At 61.3% G+C, this 17,207-nt stretch carries 13 protein-coding genes and 1 pseudogene; 5 read left to right on the top strand and 9 right to left on the bottom strand.

Annotation, left to right across the window (positions count from 1 at the left end):
- The first annotated feature begins 195 nt into the window (after positions 1-195).
- The 3 genes from KGA83_RS15460 to KGA83_RS15450 all read left to right on the top strand — a co-directional run bounded on the left by KGA83_RS15460 (position 196) and on the right by KGA83_RS15450 (position 4,171).
- The gene (locus KGA83_RS15460; RefSeq protein ID WP_223530093.1) at positions 196-1,650 is read left to right on the top strand and encodes a flavin-containing monooxygenase; all 1,455 of its coding nucleotides are present in this window, start codon (positions 196-198) and stop codon (positions 1,648-1,650) included.
- Between the two features lie 22 nt (positions 1,651-1,672).
- Positions 1,673-2,629 carry an alpha/beta fold hydrolase gene (locus tag KGA83_RS15455; protein ID WP_108219684.1) on the top strand — a complete coding sequence of 319 codons (957 nt, stop codon included), beginning with the start codon at positions 1,673-1,675 and terminating at the stop codon, positions 2,627-2,629.
- Between the two features lie 135 nt (positions 2,630-2,764).
- Complete coding sequence (locus tag KGA83_RS15450; protein WP_108219683.1) at positions 2,765-4,171, top strand: VOC family protein; 1,407 nt, start codon at positions 2,765-2,767, stop codon at positions 4,169-4,171.
- Positions 4,172-4,513: 342 nt separating this feature from the next.
- On the opposite strand, the gene KGA83_RS15445 is transcribed toward KGA83_RS15450, so the two are convergent.
- From KGA83_RS15445 to KGA83_RS15430, 4 genes are all read right to left on the bottom strand, one after another.
- Positions 4,514-5,092: a hypothetical protein gene (locus tag KGA83_RS15445; protein ID WP_223530092.1), complete on the bottom strand. Its 579-nt coding sequence runs from the start codon at positions 5,090-5,092 to the stop codon at positions 4,514-4,516.
- Between the two features lie 314 nt (positions 5,093-5,406).
- Positions 5,407-6,480 (bottom strand): lipocalin-like domain-containing protein, encoded by a 1,074-nt coding sequence (locus tag KGA83_RS15440; RefSeq protein ID WP_223530091.1) that lies wholly within the window; start codon positions 6,478-6,480, stop codon positions 5,407-5,409.
- Positions 6,470-8,941 carry an ABC transporter permease gene (locus tag KGA83_RS15435; RefSeq protein ID WP_223530090.1) on the bottom strand — a complete coding sequence of 824 codons (2,472 nt, stop codon included), beginning with the start codon at positions 8,939-8,941 and terminating at the stop codon, positions 6,470-6,472. Before KGA83_RS15435 ends, KGA83_RS15440 begins: the two co-directional genes overlap by 11 nt.
- Before the next feature lies 1 nt (position 8,942).
- A complete protein-coding gene (locus KGA83_RS15430) occupies positions 8,943-9,611 on the bottom strand; it encodes an ABC transporter ATP-binding protein (protein ID WP_108219679.1) in 669 nt (222 codons plus the stop codon).
- A gap of 137 nt (positions 9,612-9,748) precedes the next feature.
- Between KGA83_RS15430 and KGA83_RS15425 the strand changes: the two genes are divergently transcribed.
- A complete protein-coding gene (locus tag KGA83_RS15425; protein WP_223530088.1) occupies positions 9,749-11,722 on the top strand; it encodes an alkyl/aryl-sulfatase in 1,974 nt (657 codons plus the stop codon).
- Positions 11,723-11,845: 123 nt separating this feature from the next.
- Here the strand turns inward: KGA83_RS15425 and ycaC are convergent, their stop codons facing one another.
- The 5 genes from ycaC to KGA83_RS15400 all read right to left on the bottom strand — a co-directional run bounded on the left by ycaC (position 11,846) and on the right by KGA83_RS15400 (position 15,948).
- Positions 11,846-12,472, bottom strand: a complete 627-nt coding sequence (gene ycaC, locus KGA83_RS15420) for an isochorismate family cysteine hydrolase YcaC (protein ID WP_095942850.1) — start codon at positions 12,470-12,472, stop codon at positions 11,846-11,848.
- Between the two features lie 69 nt (positions 12,473-12,541).
- Complete coding sequence (locus KGA83_RS15415; RefSeq protein ID WP_223530087.1) at positions 12,542-14,380, bottom strand: amidohydrolase; 1,839 nt, start codon at positions 14,378-14,380, stop codon at positions 12,542-12,544.
- Positions 14,380-14,988 (bottom strand): antibiotic biosynthesis monooxygenase, encoded by a 609-nt coding sequence (locus KGA83_RS15410; protein ID WP_108219676.1) that lies wholly within the window; start codon positions 14,986-14,988, stop codon positions 14,380-14,382. Before KGA83_RS15410 ends, KGA83_RS15415 begins: the two co-directional genes overlap by 1 nt.
- Positions 14,981-15,397, bottom strand: a complete 417-nt coding sequence (locus KGA83_RS15405) for a DoxX family protein (RefSeq protein WP_108219675.1) — start codon at positions 15,395-15,397, stop codon at positions 14,981-14,983. The genes KGA83_RS15410 and KGA83_RS15405 overlap by 8 nt, the downstream gene beginning before the upstream one ends.
- Before the next feature lie 191 nt (positions 15,398-15,588).
- Positions 15,589-15,948 carry a DUF6124 family protein gene (locus KGA83_RS15400; protein WP_115948307.1) on the bottom strand — a complete coding sequence of 120 codons (360 nt, stop codon included), beginning with the start codon at positions 15,946-15,948 and terminating at the stop codon, positions 15,589-15,591.
- Between the two features lie 1,126 nt (positions 15,949-17,074).
- On the opposite strand from KGA83_RS15400, the pseudogene KGA83_RS15395 reads away from it, so the two are divergent.
- Positions 17,075-17,207 (top strand): annotated as a pseudogene (locus KGA83_RS15395) (IS4 family transposase); the annotation flags it as partial.

Raw genomic sequence — 17,207 nt, 5'->3', positions numbered from 1 at the left:
GCCTCTGTGCCACTCGACGGAATGCGATAACAGCCTGCGCCTGTGTGCTGGAGTCTATCAGGATGAAATCAAATAGCCATCACCGACTGACAGGCTGAATATCGCGACATCACGCTCGAATAAAAGCAAAAGCCTCGTCTCCAGAAACGGCTATACATGAAAGAAGGGTTGATCAATGACCATAAGAGGAGGCCCATGCAGACCTTTCAAGTATTGATCATCGGCAGCGGTTTTGGCGGACAATGTGCTGCAATCAATTTGCTCAAGGCCGGCATCGACGATTTCCGCCTGCTGGAGCGACGGGATTTCTTCGGCGGCACCTGGTGCCAGAACACCTATCCCGGCGCGGCAGTCGATGTGCCCTCGCCGCTTTACTCCTTGTCTTTCGCCCCGTATCGCTGGACGCAAATGTTCGCAGGACAAGCCGAACTGCACCGCTACACCCGCCATGTGGTGGAACGCTTCGGCCTGCGGGACAAGGTGGAACTGGACGCTAATGTCGAGCGCATCGAATGGGACGACGCCAACAAGCGCTGGACGGTTTACACCGTCGACAAAGGCACATTTTGCGCGCAGTTCCTGATCAACGCGACCGGGCCGCTGAGTCAACCGGTGGTGCCGTACTTCAACGGACAGGAACGTTTTCAGGGCAAAACTTTCCACACCAACAACTGGGATCACGGCTACGACTACCGGCAAAAATCCGTGGCCATCGTCGGCAGCGGCGCCAGTGCGGCCCAGGTCATTCCGGCCATTGCCCCGGACGTCGGGCACTTGCATGTGTTCCAGCGCACGCCCCACTGGGTATTGCCCCGGGCTGATCACAGGTTTGGCCGCTTCCAGCGCTGGCTGCTGGGGCTCAAGCCCGTCTACAAGTTGCTGCGCTGGGGTATCTACTGGCAATTCGAAACCCGGGTGTTTGGCTTCAAGTATTCGAAGCCGGCCGTGCACAGGGTTCAGCGCCAGGCCCTGCGCTTCCTCAAGCTCCAGGTGCCGGACACCGAACTGCGGCGCAAACTGACGCCGGACTACACCATGGGCTGCAAACGGGTGATTTTGTCCAGCACGCTGTACCCGGCACTGGCCCGCCGCAACGTGACGCTGCACAGCCGCGAACAAGGCATCGCGGCCATCGACGAAACCGGCATCGTTGCCCTCGATGGCCAACATATAGACGTGGACCTGATCGTCTGGTCCACCGGCTACGATGCCACCGACGGGGTGATTTGCTACCCGGTAACGGGCAAAAACGGCACCTGTCTCAAGGAGGTCTGGGCACAATACCCGCGGGCCTATCTCGGCACCGCCCTGCCCGACTTCCCCAACCTGTTCATCGTCACCGGGCCGAACACCGGCATCGGCCACACCTCGGCGCTGTTCATCATCGAATCCCAGATGAATTACATCCTCGATTGCATTCGCACCTTGAGGGATCAAGGTTTACGCAGCATCGAAGTTCGCCATGAGGCAGAACGTACCTACACTGAAATGATCCACCGGGAAATGGAGCGCACCGTGTGGAAGTCCGGTGGTTGCCATAGTTGGTATCAAAGCAGGAGCGGTCATGTGATTGCCATGTTTCCGGGGTTCAGCTTCAGCTTTCATCGCTTGACCCGAGCGCTGAAACCCGCCGATCACATTTTGTCCTGAGCAGATACAAGGGAGACGCATGATGCTTTTGTTATTCGTCGTTCTCGCAGTGTTCGTCGCCTGGAGCTGGCTGACCTACCCGGCCATCGGCTACTGGCTCTATGACTTGAACATGGCGGCCGAGGCCAAGTTGTACCGGCTGCACAAAATCGTCGTGCCTATCCCCGAGATGACCGTCTCGACCTGGCAAGGCGGGCCGTACGAGGCCACCAGCAGTGTGCTGATGCTCCATGGCTTCAGCGCTGACAAGAACCTCTGGCTGCGTTTCGCCCGGCACTTTGTCGGCAGTCACCGGGTGATCATCCCGGACATCGCCGGCCATGGCGAAACCGGCTTCAAGGCCGGCGGCGGCTATGACATCCCGCTGCAGGCCAAGCGCATGATCCAGCTGCTGGATGTGTGCGGGGTGGAGAAAGTCCATGTCATCGGCAATTCCATGGGTGGCTACATGGCCGCATGGCTCGCAGCCACGTACCCCGAGCGCATTGTGTCCTTGGCACTGTTCGACCCGGCGGGTGTCACCGCGCCCGAGCCCAGTGACCTCGAGCGGCATTTGGCCAGGGGCCACAACCCGTTTCTGATTCACTCGCGCGAAGAATTCCAGCGCTTCTACGCCATGACCATGGCTTCGCCACCCTGGGTACCGAAGCTGGTTCTCGATGCCGTCGCCCAGCGCTATGAACAGTCCCGCGAGGAGCTGGAAGAAATCTTCCGTGAAATGCGCGCCAGTCCGCCGATGGAACCGCACCTGCCCGACATCACCGCCCCGGCCCTGTTGCTGTGGGGGCGCAAGGACCGGCTGATCGATGTCAGCAGCGTGGCGGTCTGGAGCAAGGGCATCGTCGACCTGCGCGTGCATATCTGGGACGCCGTCGGGCACATGCCCATGGTGGAAGCCCCCACCGGTTCGGCGCGGCTGTATCGGGAGTTTTTGGCATCGCTGCGCTCGGAGAGCCCACAGGATCAACGACTGCACTAGGAAACCAATTGAGAACGCCCCCTAGGCATGCAGTCCTTTGCAGAATGAAGTTCGTCAGAAACTTCGTTTGTCGGCGTCGCTCAAGGCTGCGATCTTTCGTCCATCCTTTACGTCACCGCGCCAGGAATCCTGTTCATGAACCACCCGAACTTCGTCAGCCCTGACCTGATCCGCCAACGCTTCTCCAAAGCGATGTCCGACATGTATCGCGAGGAAGTGCCGTTGTACGGCGCATTGATGGAGCTGGTGGAGCAGACCAACCGTCACGTACTGGACAGCGATCCACAGGTCGCACAACAGCTCACGAGCACCGGCGAAATCGAGCGCCTGGACCTGGAGCGTCATGGGGCGATCCGCGTCGGTACGTCCGCTGAACTGGCGACCCTCGCCCGCCTGTTCGCGGTAATGGGCATGCATCCGGTGGGTTACTACGACCTGACACCCGCCGGCGTGCCGGTGCATTCCACGGCTTTTCGCGCGGTGCATGAAGCGTCGTTGCAGGTCAGCCCGTTCCGGGTATTCACCTCGCTGTTGCGCCTGGAATTGATCGAAGACCTGGAGCTGCGAGCGTTCGCCCAGTCGATGCTCGACCAGCGCGCGATCTTCACCCCCACGGCCCTCTCCCTCATCGAACGTGCCGAATCCCGGGGTGGCCTGACCGAGCAGGAAGCCCTGGAATTCGTCGAACAGGCCCTGGAAACGTTTCGCTGGCACCACAGCGCCACCGTCACTGCCGAGCAGTATCGACAACTCAGCGCCCAGCATCGTCTGATCGCCGACGTGGTGGCGTTCAAGGGCCCCCACATCAACCACCTGACACCACGGACCCTGGACATCGACATCGTCCAGGCGCAAATGCCGGCCCATGGCATCACCCCCAAGGCGGTGATCGAAGGCCCGCCCCGCCGCCAATGCCCGATCCTGTTGCGCCAGACCAGTTTCAAGGCCCTGGACGAGCCGATTGCCTTCACCGATCAAAACCAGGCTCGCGGCAGTCACAGCGCTAGATTCGGCGAAATCGAACAGCGCGGTGCCGCCCTCACGCCCAAAGGCCGGGCACTGTACGACCGCTTGCTCAATGCCGCGCGGGACGAACTCAAGGACTTTCCCAACGAAGCCAACGCCGCGCGTTACAACGCGCTCATGGCGCAGCACTTCAGCGAATTCCCTGACACCTGGGAAGGCATGCGCCAACAGGGCCTGGCTTACTTCCGCTACTTCGTGACGGAACAAGGCCTGGCGGCGGGTGACCTGACAAACGCCGCCCTGGAAGACCTGCTCGGCAGCGGTTGCCTGCGGGTGGAACCGCTGGTGTACGAAGACTTCCTCCCGGTCAGCGCAGCGGGGATTTTCCAGTCGAACCTTGGGGATGCGGCGCAGACCCGTTACGGCGTTCACTCCAACCAGCAAGCCTTCGAACAGGCTCTGGGGCGGCCGACGATCGATGAACTGCAGCTGTACGCCGACAGCCAGCGGCGTTCGATCGAGCAGTGTTTCGCGGCGTTGGCCGATGTCGTTCAAGTCAATAAAAAACATGACTGAACGATCTCTCACCGCTCAATAAAAAAACGGGCGACCTGTTGGTCGCCCGTTTTTTTATATCCGAAACTTTCAAAACAGCAAAAAAAGTGTTCGCCCAGTGCACTGGCCTCGGCAATCCATGCACTGGTAAAGAGCCTTGCACTGGGCGAACGGAAAGTATTTTAGTAGAAGTGGCTAAATATGTCGGTGGGGCAAAGATGAAATTTATCGACATCATATGTAATAAAATGTTGACTTAAATCCTGTCCCGCACCAAGCCACAAACTCACCAGTTCGGCCATACGAGTTGATTATTCCTGTACAAAACCTGCACAAAAACAATCAACCCGTTCAGAGCCAATATTAGTGCTGGCTGGTCACCGTCAATACATCGGTATAAACCACGTTCACGCTTTGCCCGACTTTCAAGTCCTTGAGTTTGGCCTGGACTTCAGGGCGTTTGACGTCGACAGTCTTGGACTGGCCTTCCGGGTTTTCGAAGGTCACCTGGTGTTTTTTCACGTCAATATGGGTGATTTTCAACTGCACTTTCACCTGACGGTAAGCTTCGCCACCCGGGTTGGCGCTGCCTGGCGCTGCGCGAATTTCGCCAATGGCTTCGGCGGTGCCGGGCAGGCCTTTGTCGATATCGGTGTCGAGGTAGGCGGCAACGGCGCTGGTGACCGTGATGTCCACCGTATCGCCGGCCTTGAGGTTATCGAGGTTTTTCGCCTTGTCGGTCAACTGCACCGGGAACTCGTTACCCTGCGGGCCTTTCAGAACCACGGAATGGTTCGCGGCATCAACCGAAACGACTTTGGTGGAGACTTGATCGGCCACCACGACTTCGGACAGCGGAATATCGGCGGCAACTGCGCCAAAACTGGCGGCAGACAGCAAGGTTGCGAGGGTGATGGCTTTGCTCAGTGCGTGGCGTTTCATAGACAGAACTTTCCCTGTGATTGATGGCAACAAACGGCGTTGAAAACGGGCTCAACACCGTGTGTGCGAGTGAGCATAGACGCTGTTCAGCGAGTGGTCGCGCCAGGGCGGTGATATTCCTTGCACAAGCCCCCTAGTACCCACAATGCTGTTCACTTAAGGAAATTGTAGGAGCGAGCTTGCTCCGGGCGGCGTTCCGACGATGGATTCAAGTGCGCCGCGTTTAGCCAGTAAATACGCGTTATCGTTAACGACCATCGCGAGCAAGCTCGCTCCTACAGAGGACCACATTCGCTTAACTGAACAGCTTTGCCCTAGTACCCGGTCATTTCCAGATATCCGTTCCCTGCATGACTGCCACTGAGGCGCACCGGGCCTTCCCAATATGGAATGCGCAAGTCCATCCAGGCCTGGGGATTGAGCGCGGTGATGGCGATATCGAGGTGTCTGGCGGGGATCTTGATCGACCAGCGCACGGGCATCTCGCGTCCTGCCACGCGGGCGGTGTCTTGTGGCGCGAGGCTGATGTCGCTGGCGCGCAGCAATTGTGTCTGGCCCCGGGCGTCGATCCAAGTGCCGATGAGGTAAGGCTCGCCGTCCTTTTGCCGCATGCGATACAGCATCACCTGCTCGCCGCTGTCCAGGTGCAGGGAGAACCAGTCCCAACCGGTCTGATTGCCTGTCAGGGGCTGGCTGCTCCATTCGCGGTCAAGCCAGGCCGGGCCACTGACCTGAAAGGTCTGGCCGTCGATATCCAGCGTGCCGCTGGCCTGGAAAAACGGCTGGCTGTAGTAATACGAGGCCTGACCCTGCTCGGATTTCTGGCTGAACCCCTGGTCCCCCTGAAGCACCAGCGGACCTGTCGAGGTCAACCGCAACCGGTAGCTGAAACGCCGGTCACGAGCACTGAGCTGCAGGTCGGCTAACGGGTCGTCGGCAGTCGCCTGGCTGCGCAACTGCCAGTCGTCGATCCACGCATTGAACGGCGCGACGCTGACACCGGCCTGACCGACGCCACCACGGGCATAGCGTTCAGCCGCGTGATGCACCGTCGCCGATGTCACCGCCGCGTGACCGAGCCAGATCGTCTGATTCTGCCAACCCGCCACCTCGGGGGTGGCTGTCAAGGCACTGCGGAACAACGTCCATTGCGCGCCGAACTCATGCCCCTGATCGTCCTTCAGGTTGGCCGTGACGTACCACCACTCGATGCGAAAGCCGTCGTGCGGGCCGTGATCCGCCGGGAAGCTGAACACCCGACCGGGCACTACCTTGGTGAACGCAGCGGCCTGGTTGCCCAGCCCGGCAAAACCCTTTTCGACCGGTGCCGGTTGATCGCAACCGCTCGCCAGCAGCGCCAGGAGCAACACGCAGGCTTTAATCTTCATGGGCAAACGTCCGCAGCAGGTCCGCTGGTTGCGTGCGGTACAAACGGTACAACGGCCAGGCCGAGGCCAGCAGCGTCGCCACCAGCGCCAGCCCCATCAATTGCAACAGTTGCCATGGAAACACCCGCAACGGCAGGCGCCAGCCAAAGGCCTGCACGTTGATCACCGTGTCCAGGCACCACGCCAGGGCGATGCCCAGCGGCAACGCCAGCACCAGGGTCAGCAGCGCCAGCAGCCAGGTTTGCCCGAGGTTGAGCAACATCAAATGCCGACGAGTCACGCCCAGTGCCCACAGCGGCGCCAGTTGCCCGAGACGGCTCTGGCTTTGGGTCAACAGACTGATGAACAGCGCCACCCCGGCCACGCACAGCGTCAGGCTGTTGAGCGCGGCGGTGGCGGCGAAGGTGCGTTCGAAGACTTGCGTGGACCAGCCCTTGAGCCGCGCCTGATCGACGATGCGGCTGTCGTCGAGGGTAAAACGCGCCTGCAGCGCCGTGACGAACGCCGGGATCGACGCAGGCTCGATGCGCAGGTTGAAGCGGCTCGGTGCCAATTGCGGCCAGCCGCGCAGCAAGTGATCGATATTGACCAGAATGTGGCCCTTGGGATTGCCGTAGTCGGCGTAGATCCCAACGATCCGCGGCGACCACGGGCCGGTGGGCGTCGGCAGCGTCAGGTGATCGCCGAGCTGCACGCGCAAGCGCCGGGCCAGTTGTTCGCTAAGCATCACCGCATCGTCCTTGGCCAAGCGCTCCCAAGGGGTGTCGCCCAAGGCTTCGAGCAGCGGCCAGTGCTGGCGATAGGTCGGGTGGTCGATGATCCCGGACAGGTCCGTCGGCCAGCCCTGCAACTGGATCGACACCTGCCAGTTGGGCAGCACCGCCGCCAGTTGCGGCTGCTGGACGAGCCAGCCGTGCAGCTCCCTGGCCTGGGCCGGGCTCTGGGGATTGAGGTAAAGTTCGGCCGTCAGCCGTTGCTCGAGCCAGTCGCTGAAAGTCTGGCGAAAGCCTGCGGTCATGCTGCCGGCACCGATGTTCGCCGCCATGGCCAACAGCAGCGCCATCAACGCCAGGCTCAGGGCCGGCAGTTGCTGGCGGCAATCGGCGACAAACCACTGGCCGAGCACCGAGCGACTGCGCTGCGAACCGAGACTGAGCAGCGAACTGAGCACCACCGGCAGTGCCAGTGCGGCACCGATCAACAGCGCCGCCATCAACACGAAGCCAATGACCAGGCTGTCACCGAAAGTCAGCGCCAGCAACGCGATCGCCCCGGCCATTGCCGCCACCCCGCCCTGGCGTCGCAACCAGCGGGCATGGGCCTGATGCCAGGCTTGCGGGTCGGCCAGCGCCAGCAAGGGCAAGCGCGCCGCCCGCAACAGGCTGCTGGCACCGGCCAGCAACGCGCCGATCAGGCTCAAGCCGATACCGCTCAACCACCACGACAGGCTGAGGCTCAACTGCCCCGCCACTTCGGCGCCGTACAAGCCACGCAGGCTGGCGGCGACATCGGGCAACAGCACACCGGCCAGCAGGTAGCCGCTGACCACCCCGGCTACACCGCCGATCAGGGCCAGCCCACCCAATTCGACGGAGAGACAAGCGATCAGCATCCGCGCACTCACGCCGCAGGCACGCAGGGTCCGGAACAAGCCTCGGCGTTGCTCCAGCGCCAGCCCGATGGCGGCGTGTACGATAAAAAGGCCGACCACGAACGACAGCACCCCAAGAGCATCGAGGTTCAGGTGAAAGCTTTCGGTCAGGCGCGCCAAGTTGTTTTCTTCACCGGCGCTCTTGAGTTGCAGCTGCCCCTTGAGCGAATCCGGCAGCGGCGCAGTGAATTCCTTCGGCAACAGCAGACGCGACAACTGATCCGGCAACCCCAGAATCTGCTGGGCAAAACCGATGTCCACCAGCAGCACACCGGGTGCCATATCGGCCTGCACATGCAACGGCGGCAGTGCCGCGCCAGCCAGGGTCAAGGGCTGGTCACCCTCACGCAAACCCAGTGCCTGCAAGGTTTGCGACGATATCCAGGTAGTGCCCGGCGGGCTGAAAAAATCGACCACCTGCTCAATCGCCAGGGCCTGCCCGGCCACCGCCGCGCCCGCCGGCAGCGACACCGGCTCGATGCCCATCAACTGCAAGCGCTGCTCTTCATGGCCTTTGAGCGTGACTCGCCCTTGCAGTACCGGTGACACCGGCCACCCCGCTCGGCGCAGATCGATAAACCATTGCTGCGTGAACGTGCCGCCACCGGGTGCACCGAGACTGGCCTGAGGTTCGCCGCCGATCAACTGACTGGCGCGGGCATAGCTGTCGCGGGCCTGGCTGTTGAGTGCCTGGACGCCGGTCAGCAGGCTGGTGGCCAGCCACAACCCGGTCAGCACACTGAAAAACTGCACCGGGTGCTGCCGCCAGTGGCTGAGCAGAGCGCGCAGGGTTTCGCCAAAAATGCGCATGTCAGCGCGCCCCCACACCGGCAAGACGACCACCGCACAGCAGCGCTTTTTCCGCCAGCCGCGCCGCCACGCCGGGACTGTGGGTGACCATCAACAGGCTGGTGGGACTGTCGTCGAGCAATTCCAGCAGCAACTGCAACACCTCGGCGGCGGTGGTTTCATCGAGGCTGCCGGTGGGCTCGTCGGCCAGCAGCAGTTGCGGGCGCGACGCCAGCGCCCGCCCCAGCGCAACCCGTTGCTGCTGGCCGCCGGACAGTTGCTCCGGGTAGCGCCGCAGCAACTCGCCCAGGCCCAGGCGCTGCACCAGATGCGCCTGCCAGTGTGGGTCATGGCGCCCGGCCAGACGCGCCTGAATCGCCAGGTTGTCTTCGACCCGCAGGCTGCCAATCAGGTTGAACTGCTGGAACACCAGGCCGATTTCCGTGCGGCGCCAGTTCGCCAGTTGCCCTTCATTCATCTGCTCCAGACGATGCCCGCCACTGCGAATGCTGCCGCGATCGATCCGGTCCAGCCCGGCGATCAGGTGCAGCAAGGTGCTTTTGCCACTGCCCGACTCGCCCATCAGTGCCAGGCTGCTGCCGGGCCTGAGCGTCAGATCGACGCCTTGCAGCACCGGCAGCGGCCCCTGCGGGGTGGTGTAGCTTTTGAAAACGCCATGGACTTCAAGCATGGGTCAACCTGCTGGATATGCCTGGTCCAAGAATAGCGGCCCTGAATGTTTTTTGTCCGTTGCTGATGATCGCCCTGCCCGAGCCCCGCCCTACTCTCGAAGCTGGTCTGACCATAACGATAAAAAACGGAGACACCATGCCTCGTTTCACCTTGAGCCCTCGTGGGCTGCTCGCTTGTCTGATCACAGCCTGCCTTGCGCAATCGGTGGTCGCCGCCGACGCACCGGTCGCGGCCAGCCCGCAAACCTCGGCCAGTAACGCCGCCGTGCTGCAACAACTGCCCTTCACCGACCGCACCGACTACGAGTCGGTCACCAAGGGCCTGATCGCGCCGTTCAAGGGCCAGGTCAAGGACGCCTCGGGCAAGGTCATCTGGGATATCCAGGCCTATGACTTCCTCGGCAAGGATCAGGCCCCGGAGTCAGTCAACCCGAGCCTGTGGCGCCTGGCCCAGCTCAGCGCCCATGCCGGACTGTTTGAAGTCAGCCCACGGCTGTATCAGGTTCGCGGCCTCGATCTGGCCAACATGACCATCATCGAAGGTGACGACGGCCTGATCATCATTGACCCGCTGACCATGGCCGAAACCGCCAAGGCGGCACTGGACCTGTACTACCAGAACCGTCCGCACAAACCGGTGGTGGCGGTGATCTACAGCCACACCCACGTCGACCACTTCGGTGGCGTGCGCGGGGTCATCGACGAGGCCGACGTCAAGGCCGGCAAGGTCAAGGTGTTCGCCCCCACCGGGTTCATGGAACACGTGATGAGCGAGAACGTCTACGCCGGCAACGCCATGAGCCGCCGCGCACAGTTCCAGTTCGGCAGCCTGTTGCCCCGTGGCGAAAAAGGCCAGGTCGATGCCGGCTTGGGCAAGAGCACGCCGAGCGGCGGCACCGTCACCTTGATCCCGCCCACCGACCTGATCGACAAAGAGCTGGAAACCCGCACCATCGCAGGCCTCGACGTGGAGTTCCAGTTGACCCCGGGCACCGAAGCACCGGCGGAGATGAACCTGTACCTGCCGCAGTTGCGCGCCTTGTGCATGGCGGAAAACGCCACGCAAATGATGCACAACATCCTCACCCCCCGCGGCGCCCAGGTGCGTGACGCCAAGGCTTGGGCAGAGTACCTGGACAGCAGCCTGGCGCGTTACGGTGACAAGAGCGATGTGTTGTTCGCCCAGCACAACTGGCCGACCTGGGGCGGCGAGCGCATCCGCACCTTCCTCGCCGACCAGCGCGACATGTACGCCTTCCTCAACGACCGCACCCTGCACTTGCTGAATCAGGGCCTGACGCCGCTGGAAATCGCCGATTCGATCAAGAAGCTGCCCGGCACCCTCGACCAGAAGTGGTACACCCGTGGCTACTACGGCTCACTGAGTTTCAACACCCGCGCGGTGTATCAGCGCTACATGGGTTTCTATGACGGTAATCCGGCCAACCTCAATCCACTGCCACCGGTAGAAACGGCCAAGCGTTCGGTCGAAGCCATGGGCGGCGACGCGGCCGTGCTGGGGAAAATGCAGGCGGCAATGGCCAAGGGTGAATACCGCTGGGCCGCGCAACTGGGCAATCAGTTGCTGTTCGCCAACCCGGACAACGGCGATGCGCGCAAAGCCCAGGCCCAGGCGCTGGAGCAAATGGGCTATCAAAGTGAAAACGCCACCTGGCGCAACATGTACCTGACCGGTGCCATGGAACTGCGCAACGGCGTGCCACCCCAAGCGGGCACTTCGGTATCGGTGGACATGGTGCGGGCGATGAGCCCGCAGATGTTCTTCGACTTCCTGGCGGTTCGTCTGGACAGTGAAAAGGCTGTAGGCCATGACCTGACCCTGAACTGGACTTTCGAGGATCAGAACAAGGACTTCAACCTGACCCTGCGCAATGGAGTGCTGACCCACCGTGCCGGGCTCAATCCCCAGGCGGACGCCAGTGTGAACATGACCAAGGCCACCCTGGAACAGATCAGCCTCAAGCAACTGGATATCCCGACAGCGATCCAGAAAGGCCTGATCAAGTTGCAAGGCAATGGCAAGAAGCTTGGGGAGTTGATGAGCAGCCTCGATACCTTCGCGCCGCAGTTCAATATCGTCACGCCTTGAACCGGTGACGCGGCAAACCGCATCGCCTCCATCTCGAGCAGCACCGTCGCTCCCACACCGGATCTGTGTCATTCACAAATACTGTGAACAGCCTGGATCCCTTGTGGGAGCGACTGACTGGTCTTATTTGGCGGTAAATTTGGTGTAGCTGTTGATCAGGTTGCGATAGTTCGGCAGGCGTTCAGACAGCAGGTTGGCCAGGCCTTCCATGTCGTTGCGCCAGTCGCCTTGCAGCTCGCAGGCCACGGAGAACCAGTTCAGCAGGTGCGCACCGGCGGCCGACATGCGTGCCCAGGCCGCTTGTTGCACGGTGGTGTTGAAGGTGCCGGAAGCGTCGGTCACCACAAACACCTCAAAGCCTTCGGCAATGGCCGACAGGGTCGGGAACGCCACGCATACGTCGGTCACCACACCGGCGATGATCAGTTGCTTGCGACCGGTAGCCTTGATCGCCTTGACGAAGTCTTCGTTGTCCCAGGCGTTGATCTGGCCCGGGCGTGCAATGAACGGCGCGTCCGGGAACTGCGCCTTGAGCTCCGGCACGATCGGACCGTTCGGACCGCTGTCGAAACTGGTGGTGAGGATGGTCGGTAATTTGAAGAACTTGGCGATGTCACCCAGGGCCAGCACGTTGTTCTTGAACTCGTTGGGCGAGAAATCCTGTACCAGCGAGATCAGACCGGTCTGGTGGTCGACCAGCAATACCACGGCATCGTCTTTGTTCAGGCGTTTGTACGGAACGTTGCTCATTGGAAACTCCTTGGTGGATGGTTGTCGCAGTCAACGCCGACCTGTTGGGCCGGCGCTTTTTTAAATGGGTCAGAAGGCAAAACACGAGCAGCCAAAGGCGCCCCAGAAACCGGCGAAATCGCTGACCGGCGCGTTCGACAGGCGCGCCCGTTCATGGCTGTGGGAATGCACCGCACACGGCCCGCTGCAATGGTGAACCTGGGCCTGCATCGGCGACGTCGGGCGCCAGTGGCCCGGCACCTTCACCACCGGCGACCAGTCCGGCAGCACCGGCACGCTGGCCGGCCCGAGCTTCTCGAAGTCACCGGCGCCGTACACCACCTTGCCGCCGACCACAGTCAGCACCGACTCGATCCACTTGATCGCCTCTTCATCGACGCTGAAAAAGTCCGCGCTGAGGGCGGCGACGTCGGCCAGTTGCCCGACCTTGATCTGGCCTTTCTTGCCTTGCTCCGACGAGAACCAGGCGCTGCCGTGGGTGAACAGTTCCAACGCCGTCAGGCGTGAAAGGCCTTCGGCGTGCAGCTCCATGCCGCCGACGGTGCGGCCACTGACCATCCAGTACAGCGAAGTCCACGGGTTGTAGCTCGACACCCGCGTGGCGTCGGTACCGGCACCGACCGGTACGCCCTCGGCCAGCATGCGCTTGATCGGTGGCGTGGCTTCGGCCGCTTTCGCGCCGTAACGCTCGACGAAATATTCACCCTGGAACGCCATGCGATCCTGAATCGCAATGCCGCCTCCCAACGCCCTCACCCGCTCGATGTTCTGCGGGGTGATGGTTTCGGCGTGGTCGAAAAACCACGGCAAGCCGTTGAACGGAATGTCGCGGTTGACCTTCTCGAATACGTCGAGCATGCGGCTGATGGATTCGTTGTAGGTGGCGTGCAAACGGAACGGCCAGCGTTGCTCGACCAAGTGGCGCACCACCGGCTCCAGTTCGGCTTCCATGGTTTGCGGAAGGTCCGGGCGCGGTTCGAGGAAGTCTTCGAAGTCCGCCGCCGAGAACACCAGCATTTCCCCGGCGCCGTTGTGCCGCAGGAAATCGTCGCCCTGGTGCAGCTTCACGCTGCTGGTCCAGTTCTTGAAGTCGGTCAACTCTTCCTTGGGCTTCTGGGTGAACAGGTTGTAGGCGATGCGCACGGTCAGTTGCTCATCCTTCGCCAACTGCTCGATCACCTGGTAATCGTCCGGGTAATTCTGGAAACCGCCGCCGGCATCGATGGCACTGGTCAGGCCCAGGCGATTGAGTTCGCGCATGAACTGGCGGGTCGAGTTGACCTGATACTCCAGCGGCAGTTTCGGCCCCTTGGCCAGGGTCGAGTACAGAATCATCGCGTTCGGCCGCGCCACCAGCATGCCGGTCGGCTCGCCATTGGCGTCGCGCACGATCTCGCCACCCGGCGGGTTCGGCGTGTCGCGGGTGTAGCCGGCTACGCGCAACGCGGCACGGTTGAGCAAGGCGCGGTCGTACAGGTGCAGCACGAAAACCGGCGTGTCTGGTGCCGCCTGATTGAGCTCGGCCAGGGTCGGCATGCGTTTTTCGGCGAACTGGAATTCGTTCCAGCCACCGACCACCCGCACCCACTGCGGCGTCGGCGTGCGGTCAGCCTGATCCTTGAGCATGCGCAAGGCATCGGCCAGGGACGGCACACCCTCCCAGCGCAGTTCGAGGTTGTAGTTCAAGCCACCACGGATCAGGTGCAAGTGCGAGTCGTTGAGCCCGGGAATCACACAACGGCCCTTGAGGTCGATCACCTGGGTGTTCGAACCACGCAGGGCCATGGCCTGGGCATCGCTGCCGACCACGACGAAACGACCGTCGCTGATCGCCACGGCGCTGGCGAGCGGTTTTTCGCGGTCAACGGTGTGGAATTGACCATTGAACAGAATCAGATCGGCGTTCATCACGGTTCCTCGTGCAAAGTAGCGGGAGACAGCCAGGGCGCAAACAGACGCGTCGCCATGGGCATGAAGATGTAAACCACCGACAGTACGATGGTCAGGGTGATCAGGAACGTGGCCACCACGTAATTGGAGAGCAAGGCGTTGAGCTGCAACAACGGCCCCCAGAGCAGCGGCACCAGCAAGGTGTGCGGCAGGATTACCAGCAGCGTCACCACGGCCTGCTTCCAGCGCGGCGGTGGCGTACCGGCTTCGGCCTGGGGCGAGAACCAGAACTCGTTGACCGGATTGACTTCGGTCTGGTCGCCATCGGCGAGCATCGGCGCGGCTTCGTCGACCAGTGCCTGGCGTTGCGGTGAATCGAGCCAGTTCTGCATCGCTTCGGTCGAGCAAAAGCGCAACACGCAGGTGTAGGTGTCGAGGCCGGCGTGCTTGCCGCGTACCACATCCACGCCCAGGTGCCCGACGTTCTGTGCCGCCACCTTGACGATGTTGCGCAGCCAGGCTTCATAAGGCACTTCGAAACCGGCCTTGACCCGGTGTTTGACGATCAGGGTCACCACCTCATCAGGCCCGGGACTTGCCGGCTCACGGCGATTGGATTCAGACATAACGCAAGGCTCCGGCGAAACGGACATTGAGCGCCAGCCGTCCCGGCCCGGCGATGAAAATGCTGGTGAAGACAATCAGCAACAGCCAGCCGAACTGGCCTTCGAAGAGGGTCCACTGCGGATGCACGATCAACATCGACACCCACAGCACAAACAGAATAGGCAAACACGCCAGACGCGCCAGCAACCCGCCGACGATCAGCAGCGGGCACACGACCTCGGCAAAAATCGCCAACATCAGCGTCAGGTTCGCGCCCAGGTGGAAAGGGTCTTCGATGTTTTGCAACTCGGCACTGTAGTGCAGCAGCTTGGGCAAGCCGTGCACCCACAACAGGAACAACCCGCCGCTGCCCCGCAGAAACAGCAGCCCCCAGTCTTGCGCCCGATCATCGCGTCGCGAAGCGTCCATGGCCTACCCATACAAATGAAAAACCACCGGCGTCGATGTGCCGGGACTGGATTCGATAGTGCCGGGGAAGGAGGAGGAAAAATTGAATGTACGTGCTCTGTTTGCGGGAAGACCGAGATCGACCACACGACATAGAACCCTGTGGGAGCGAGCTTGCTCCCACAGGTTTATTTGTTGTTGCCTCTACCGGGTTACTCCTGCGGGTCGAGATTATCCAGCGCCCGATTCACCGCCAGCTCACCAAGCATGATGATCTGCGCAATCCCCAGCAGCGCGTTGCGATGAGGGATTTGCAGAAATCCCGCAAGGTCACTGGCCATGATGCTGGCCGAGGCCAGGGATTCGCAGGCGTGGGCCAATAGAGTTTCGGTATTGATGTCGGGGGCGATGACAAACATCGTGCTGGGTTTGTGCGATGGAGCCGGATCTTTCGGGGGATTGAGGTAGTGATCCAGTGCGCGGTCGGCGGCTTCGTGGAGCTTTCTGGAGTCGAGCGAATCGTAGGGGGAAACGTCGTCGGATTGTGGGGGATTCGGAGTTGGTTTGCACATGGTCAAGCTCCTTTATACCTGGTGAAACCACCAAAACCCGTCGCTAAACAAGTAAGGGTGGCAGCTGTACGCAGGTTAGCGAACCGGGAGGTATAAGACCCGGTAGACCCGAAGGTCTCCCGCGCACAGCCACCATGTCGAAAATTGCAAACACACGAATATGTGCAATAGAGACTGGAGCCTTGTTGCGCTTATACCTGGTCGGGTCGCTAAACCCGATCGCTGAATTTGCAGCGACCGGGAAACGATAAAGACCGGGTACAAGACGCACAAGCCGGCGGATTCTGGCGTAGTTGTAGGCAACGACGCAAGGCGGTGTGGCTTTCAGGAAACAAGGCTGACGGCTATTAAACAGGGCTGTCAGAACACGGCACATTCCCTGTGGGAGCGATCTTGCTCGCGATGGCGGCATTACATTCGGCACTGGTGTTGACTGATCCACCGCTATCGCGAGCAGGCTCGCTCCTACAGTGGATCAGCGTTTGTCTGTGAGAGGTTGGTTGGCTGGCAGGCCGCCTTCGCGAGCAGGCTCGCTCCTACAGTGGATCAGCGTTTGTCTGTGAGAGGTTGGTTGGCTGGCAGGCCGCCTTCGCGGGCAAGCCCGCTCCTACAGTGGATCAGCGTTTGTCTGTGAGCGATTGGTTGGCTGGCAGGCCGCCATCGTCGGAACGCCGCCCGGACCAAGCTCGCTCCCACAAAAGAGCAAAGGCAGATCGGCGTACGCAGACGCTTCTCACCACTCATCAGGCCGAGCGTTAGCTCGCCTGCAGCTTTTGATCTTGATCCACCCGCCCCCTCGGCAGGCTGAGTGGAGGTGTTCATCCGGGGATGGGCGCGCAGCGCCGTTCGACGCAGTCGAACTCATTGCATGTAGGTCGAAGCGAAGCCGACCGGAGGGCAATGCCCCCGGCCAAAACCGCAGCGAAGGAACCCCGAGCCTTAGCGAGGGGCCGTACGTTCGGGGCGAGACCTTTGGTTCCTTTGGGGCGTTTGCCAAAGGGACTCGCCGTAAGGGCCAGCCCTTTCAAGGTCTTCGTTTAGAATCCCCTAAAAACCAGTCAGGGTGACGAAAACGATGTGGACAGAAGTTCTAGCGCGGTTTGAAAAAAAGACACCGGCCAGTGTCATGACTAAATTGATACTGGAGCAGGCTGTTCCTGCCGAATGGGTTGATCAGGTGTTTGAAGAACACCGTCAACGCCAGTACCCGCGTGAGCTTTTGTTTTCGACCATCGTTGAGCTGATGTCCCTTGTTTCAT

Source organism: Pseudomonas sp. GL-R-19, from assembly GCF_019956375.1.
Classification (GTDB): Bacteria; Pseudomonadota; Gammaproteobacteria; order Pseudomonadales; family Pseudomonadaceae; genus Aquipseudomonas.
The sequence above is the reverse complement of the archived record's forward strand: the minus strand, read 5'-3'. Positions and strand labels throughout refer to the sequence as shown.

What these genes read in the sequence shown, in the direction of transcription:
- KGA83_RS15445 (WP_223530092.1), bottom strand. Translation starts at nt 5,092, where the DNA reads ATGAAACGCCACGCACTGAGCAAAGCCATCACCCTCGCAACCTTGCTG.
- KGA83_RS15415 (WP_223530087.1), bottom strand. Translation starts at nt 14,380, where the DNA reads ATGAACGCCGATCTGATTCTGTTCAATGGTCAATTCCACACCGTTGAC.
- KGA83_RS15400 (WP_115948307.1), bottom strand. Translation starts at nt 15,948, where the DNA reads ATGTGCAAACCAACTCCGAATCCCCCACAATCCGACGACGTTTCCCCC.
- KGA83_RS15460 (WP_223530093.1), top strand. Translation starts at nt 196, where the DNA reads ATGCAGACCTTTCAAGTATTGATCATCGGCAGCGGTTTTGGCGGACAA.
- KGA83_RS15430 (WP_108219679.1), bottom strand. Translation starts at nt 9,611, where the DNA reads ATGCTTGAAGTCCATGGCGTTTTCAAAAGCTACACCACCCCGCAGGGG.
- KGA83_RS15405 (WP_108219675.1), bottom strand. Translation starts at nt 15,397, where the DNA reads ATGGACGCTTCGCGACGCGATGATCGGGCGCAAGACTGGGGGCTGCTG.
- KGA83_RS15450 (WP_108219683.1), top strand. Translation starts at nt 2,765, where the DNA reads ATGAACCACCCGAACTTCGTCAGCCCTGACCTGATCCGCCAACGCTTC.
- KGA83_RS15435 (WP_223530090.1), bottom strand. Translation starts at nt 8,941, where the DNA reads ATGCGCATTTTTGGCGAAACCCTGCGCGCTCTGCTCAGCCACTGGCGG.
- ycaC (WP_095942850.1), bottom strand. Translation starts at nt 12,472, where the DNA reads ATGAGCAACGTTCCGTACAAACGCCTGAACAAAGACGATGCCGTGGTA.
- KGA83_RS15440 (WP_223530091.1), bottom strand. Translation starts at nt 6,480, where the DNA reads ATGAAGATTAAAGCCTGCGTGTTGCTCCTGGCGCTGCTGGCGAGCGGT.
- KGA83_RS15410 (WP_108219676.1), bottom strand. Translation starts at nt 14,988, where the DNA reads ATGTCTGAATCCAATCGCCGTGAGCCGGCAAGTCCCGGGCCTGATGAG.
- KGA83_RS15425 (WP_223530088.1), top strand. Translation starts at nt 9,749, where the DNA reads ATGCCTCGTTTCACCTTGAGCCCTCGTGGGCTGCTCGCTTGTCTGATC.
- KGA83_RS15455 (WP_108219684.1), top strand. Translation starts at nt 1,673, where the DNA reads ATGCTTTTGTTATTCGTCGTTCTCGCAGTGTTCGTCGCCTGGAGCTGG.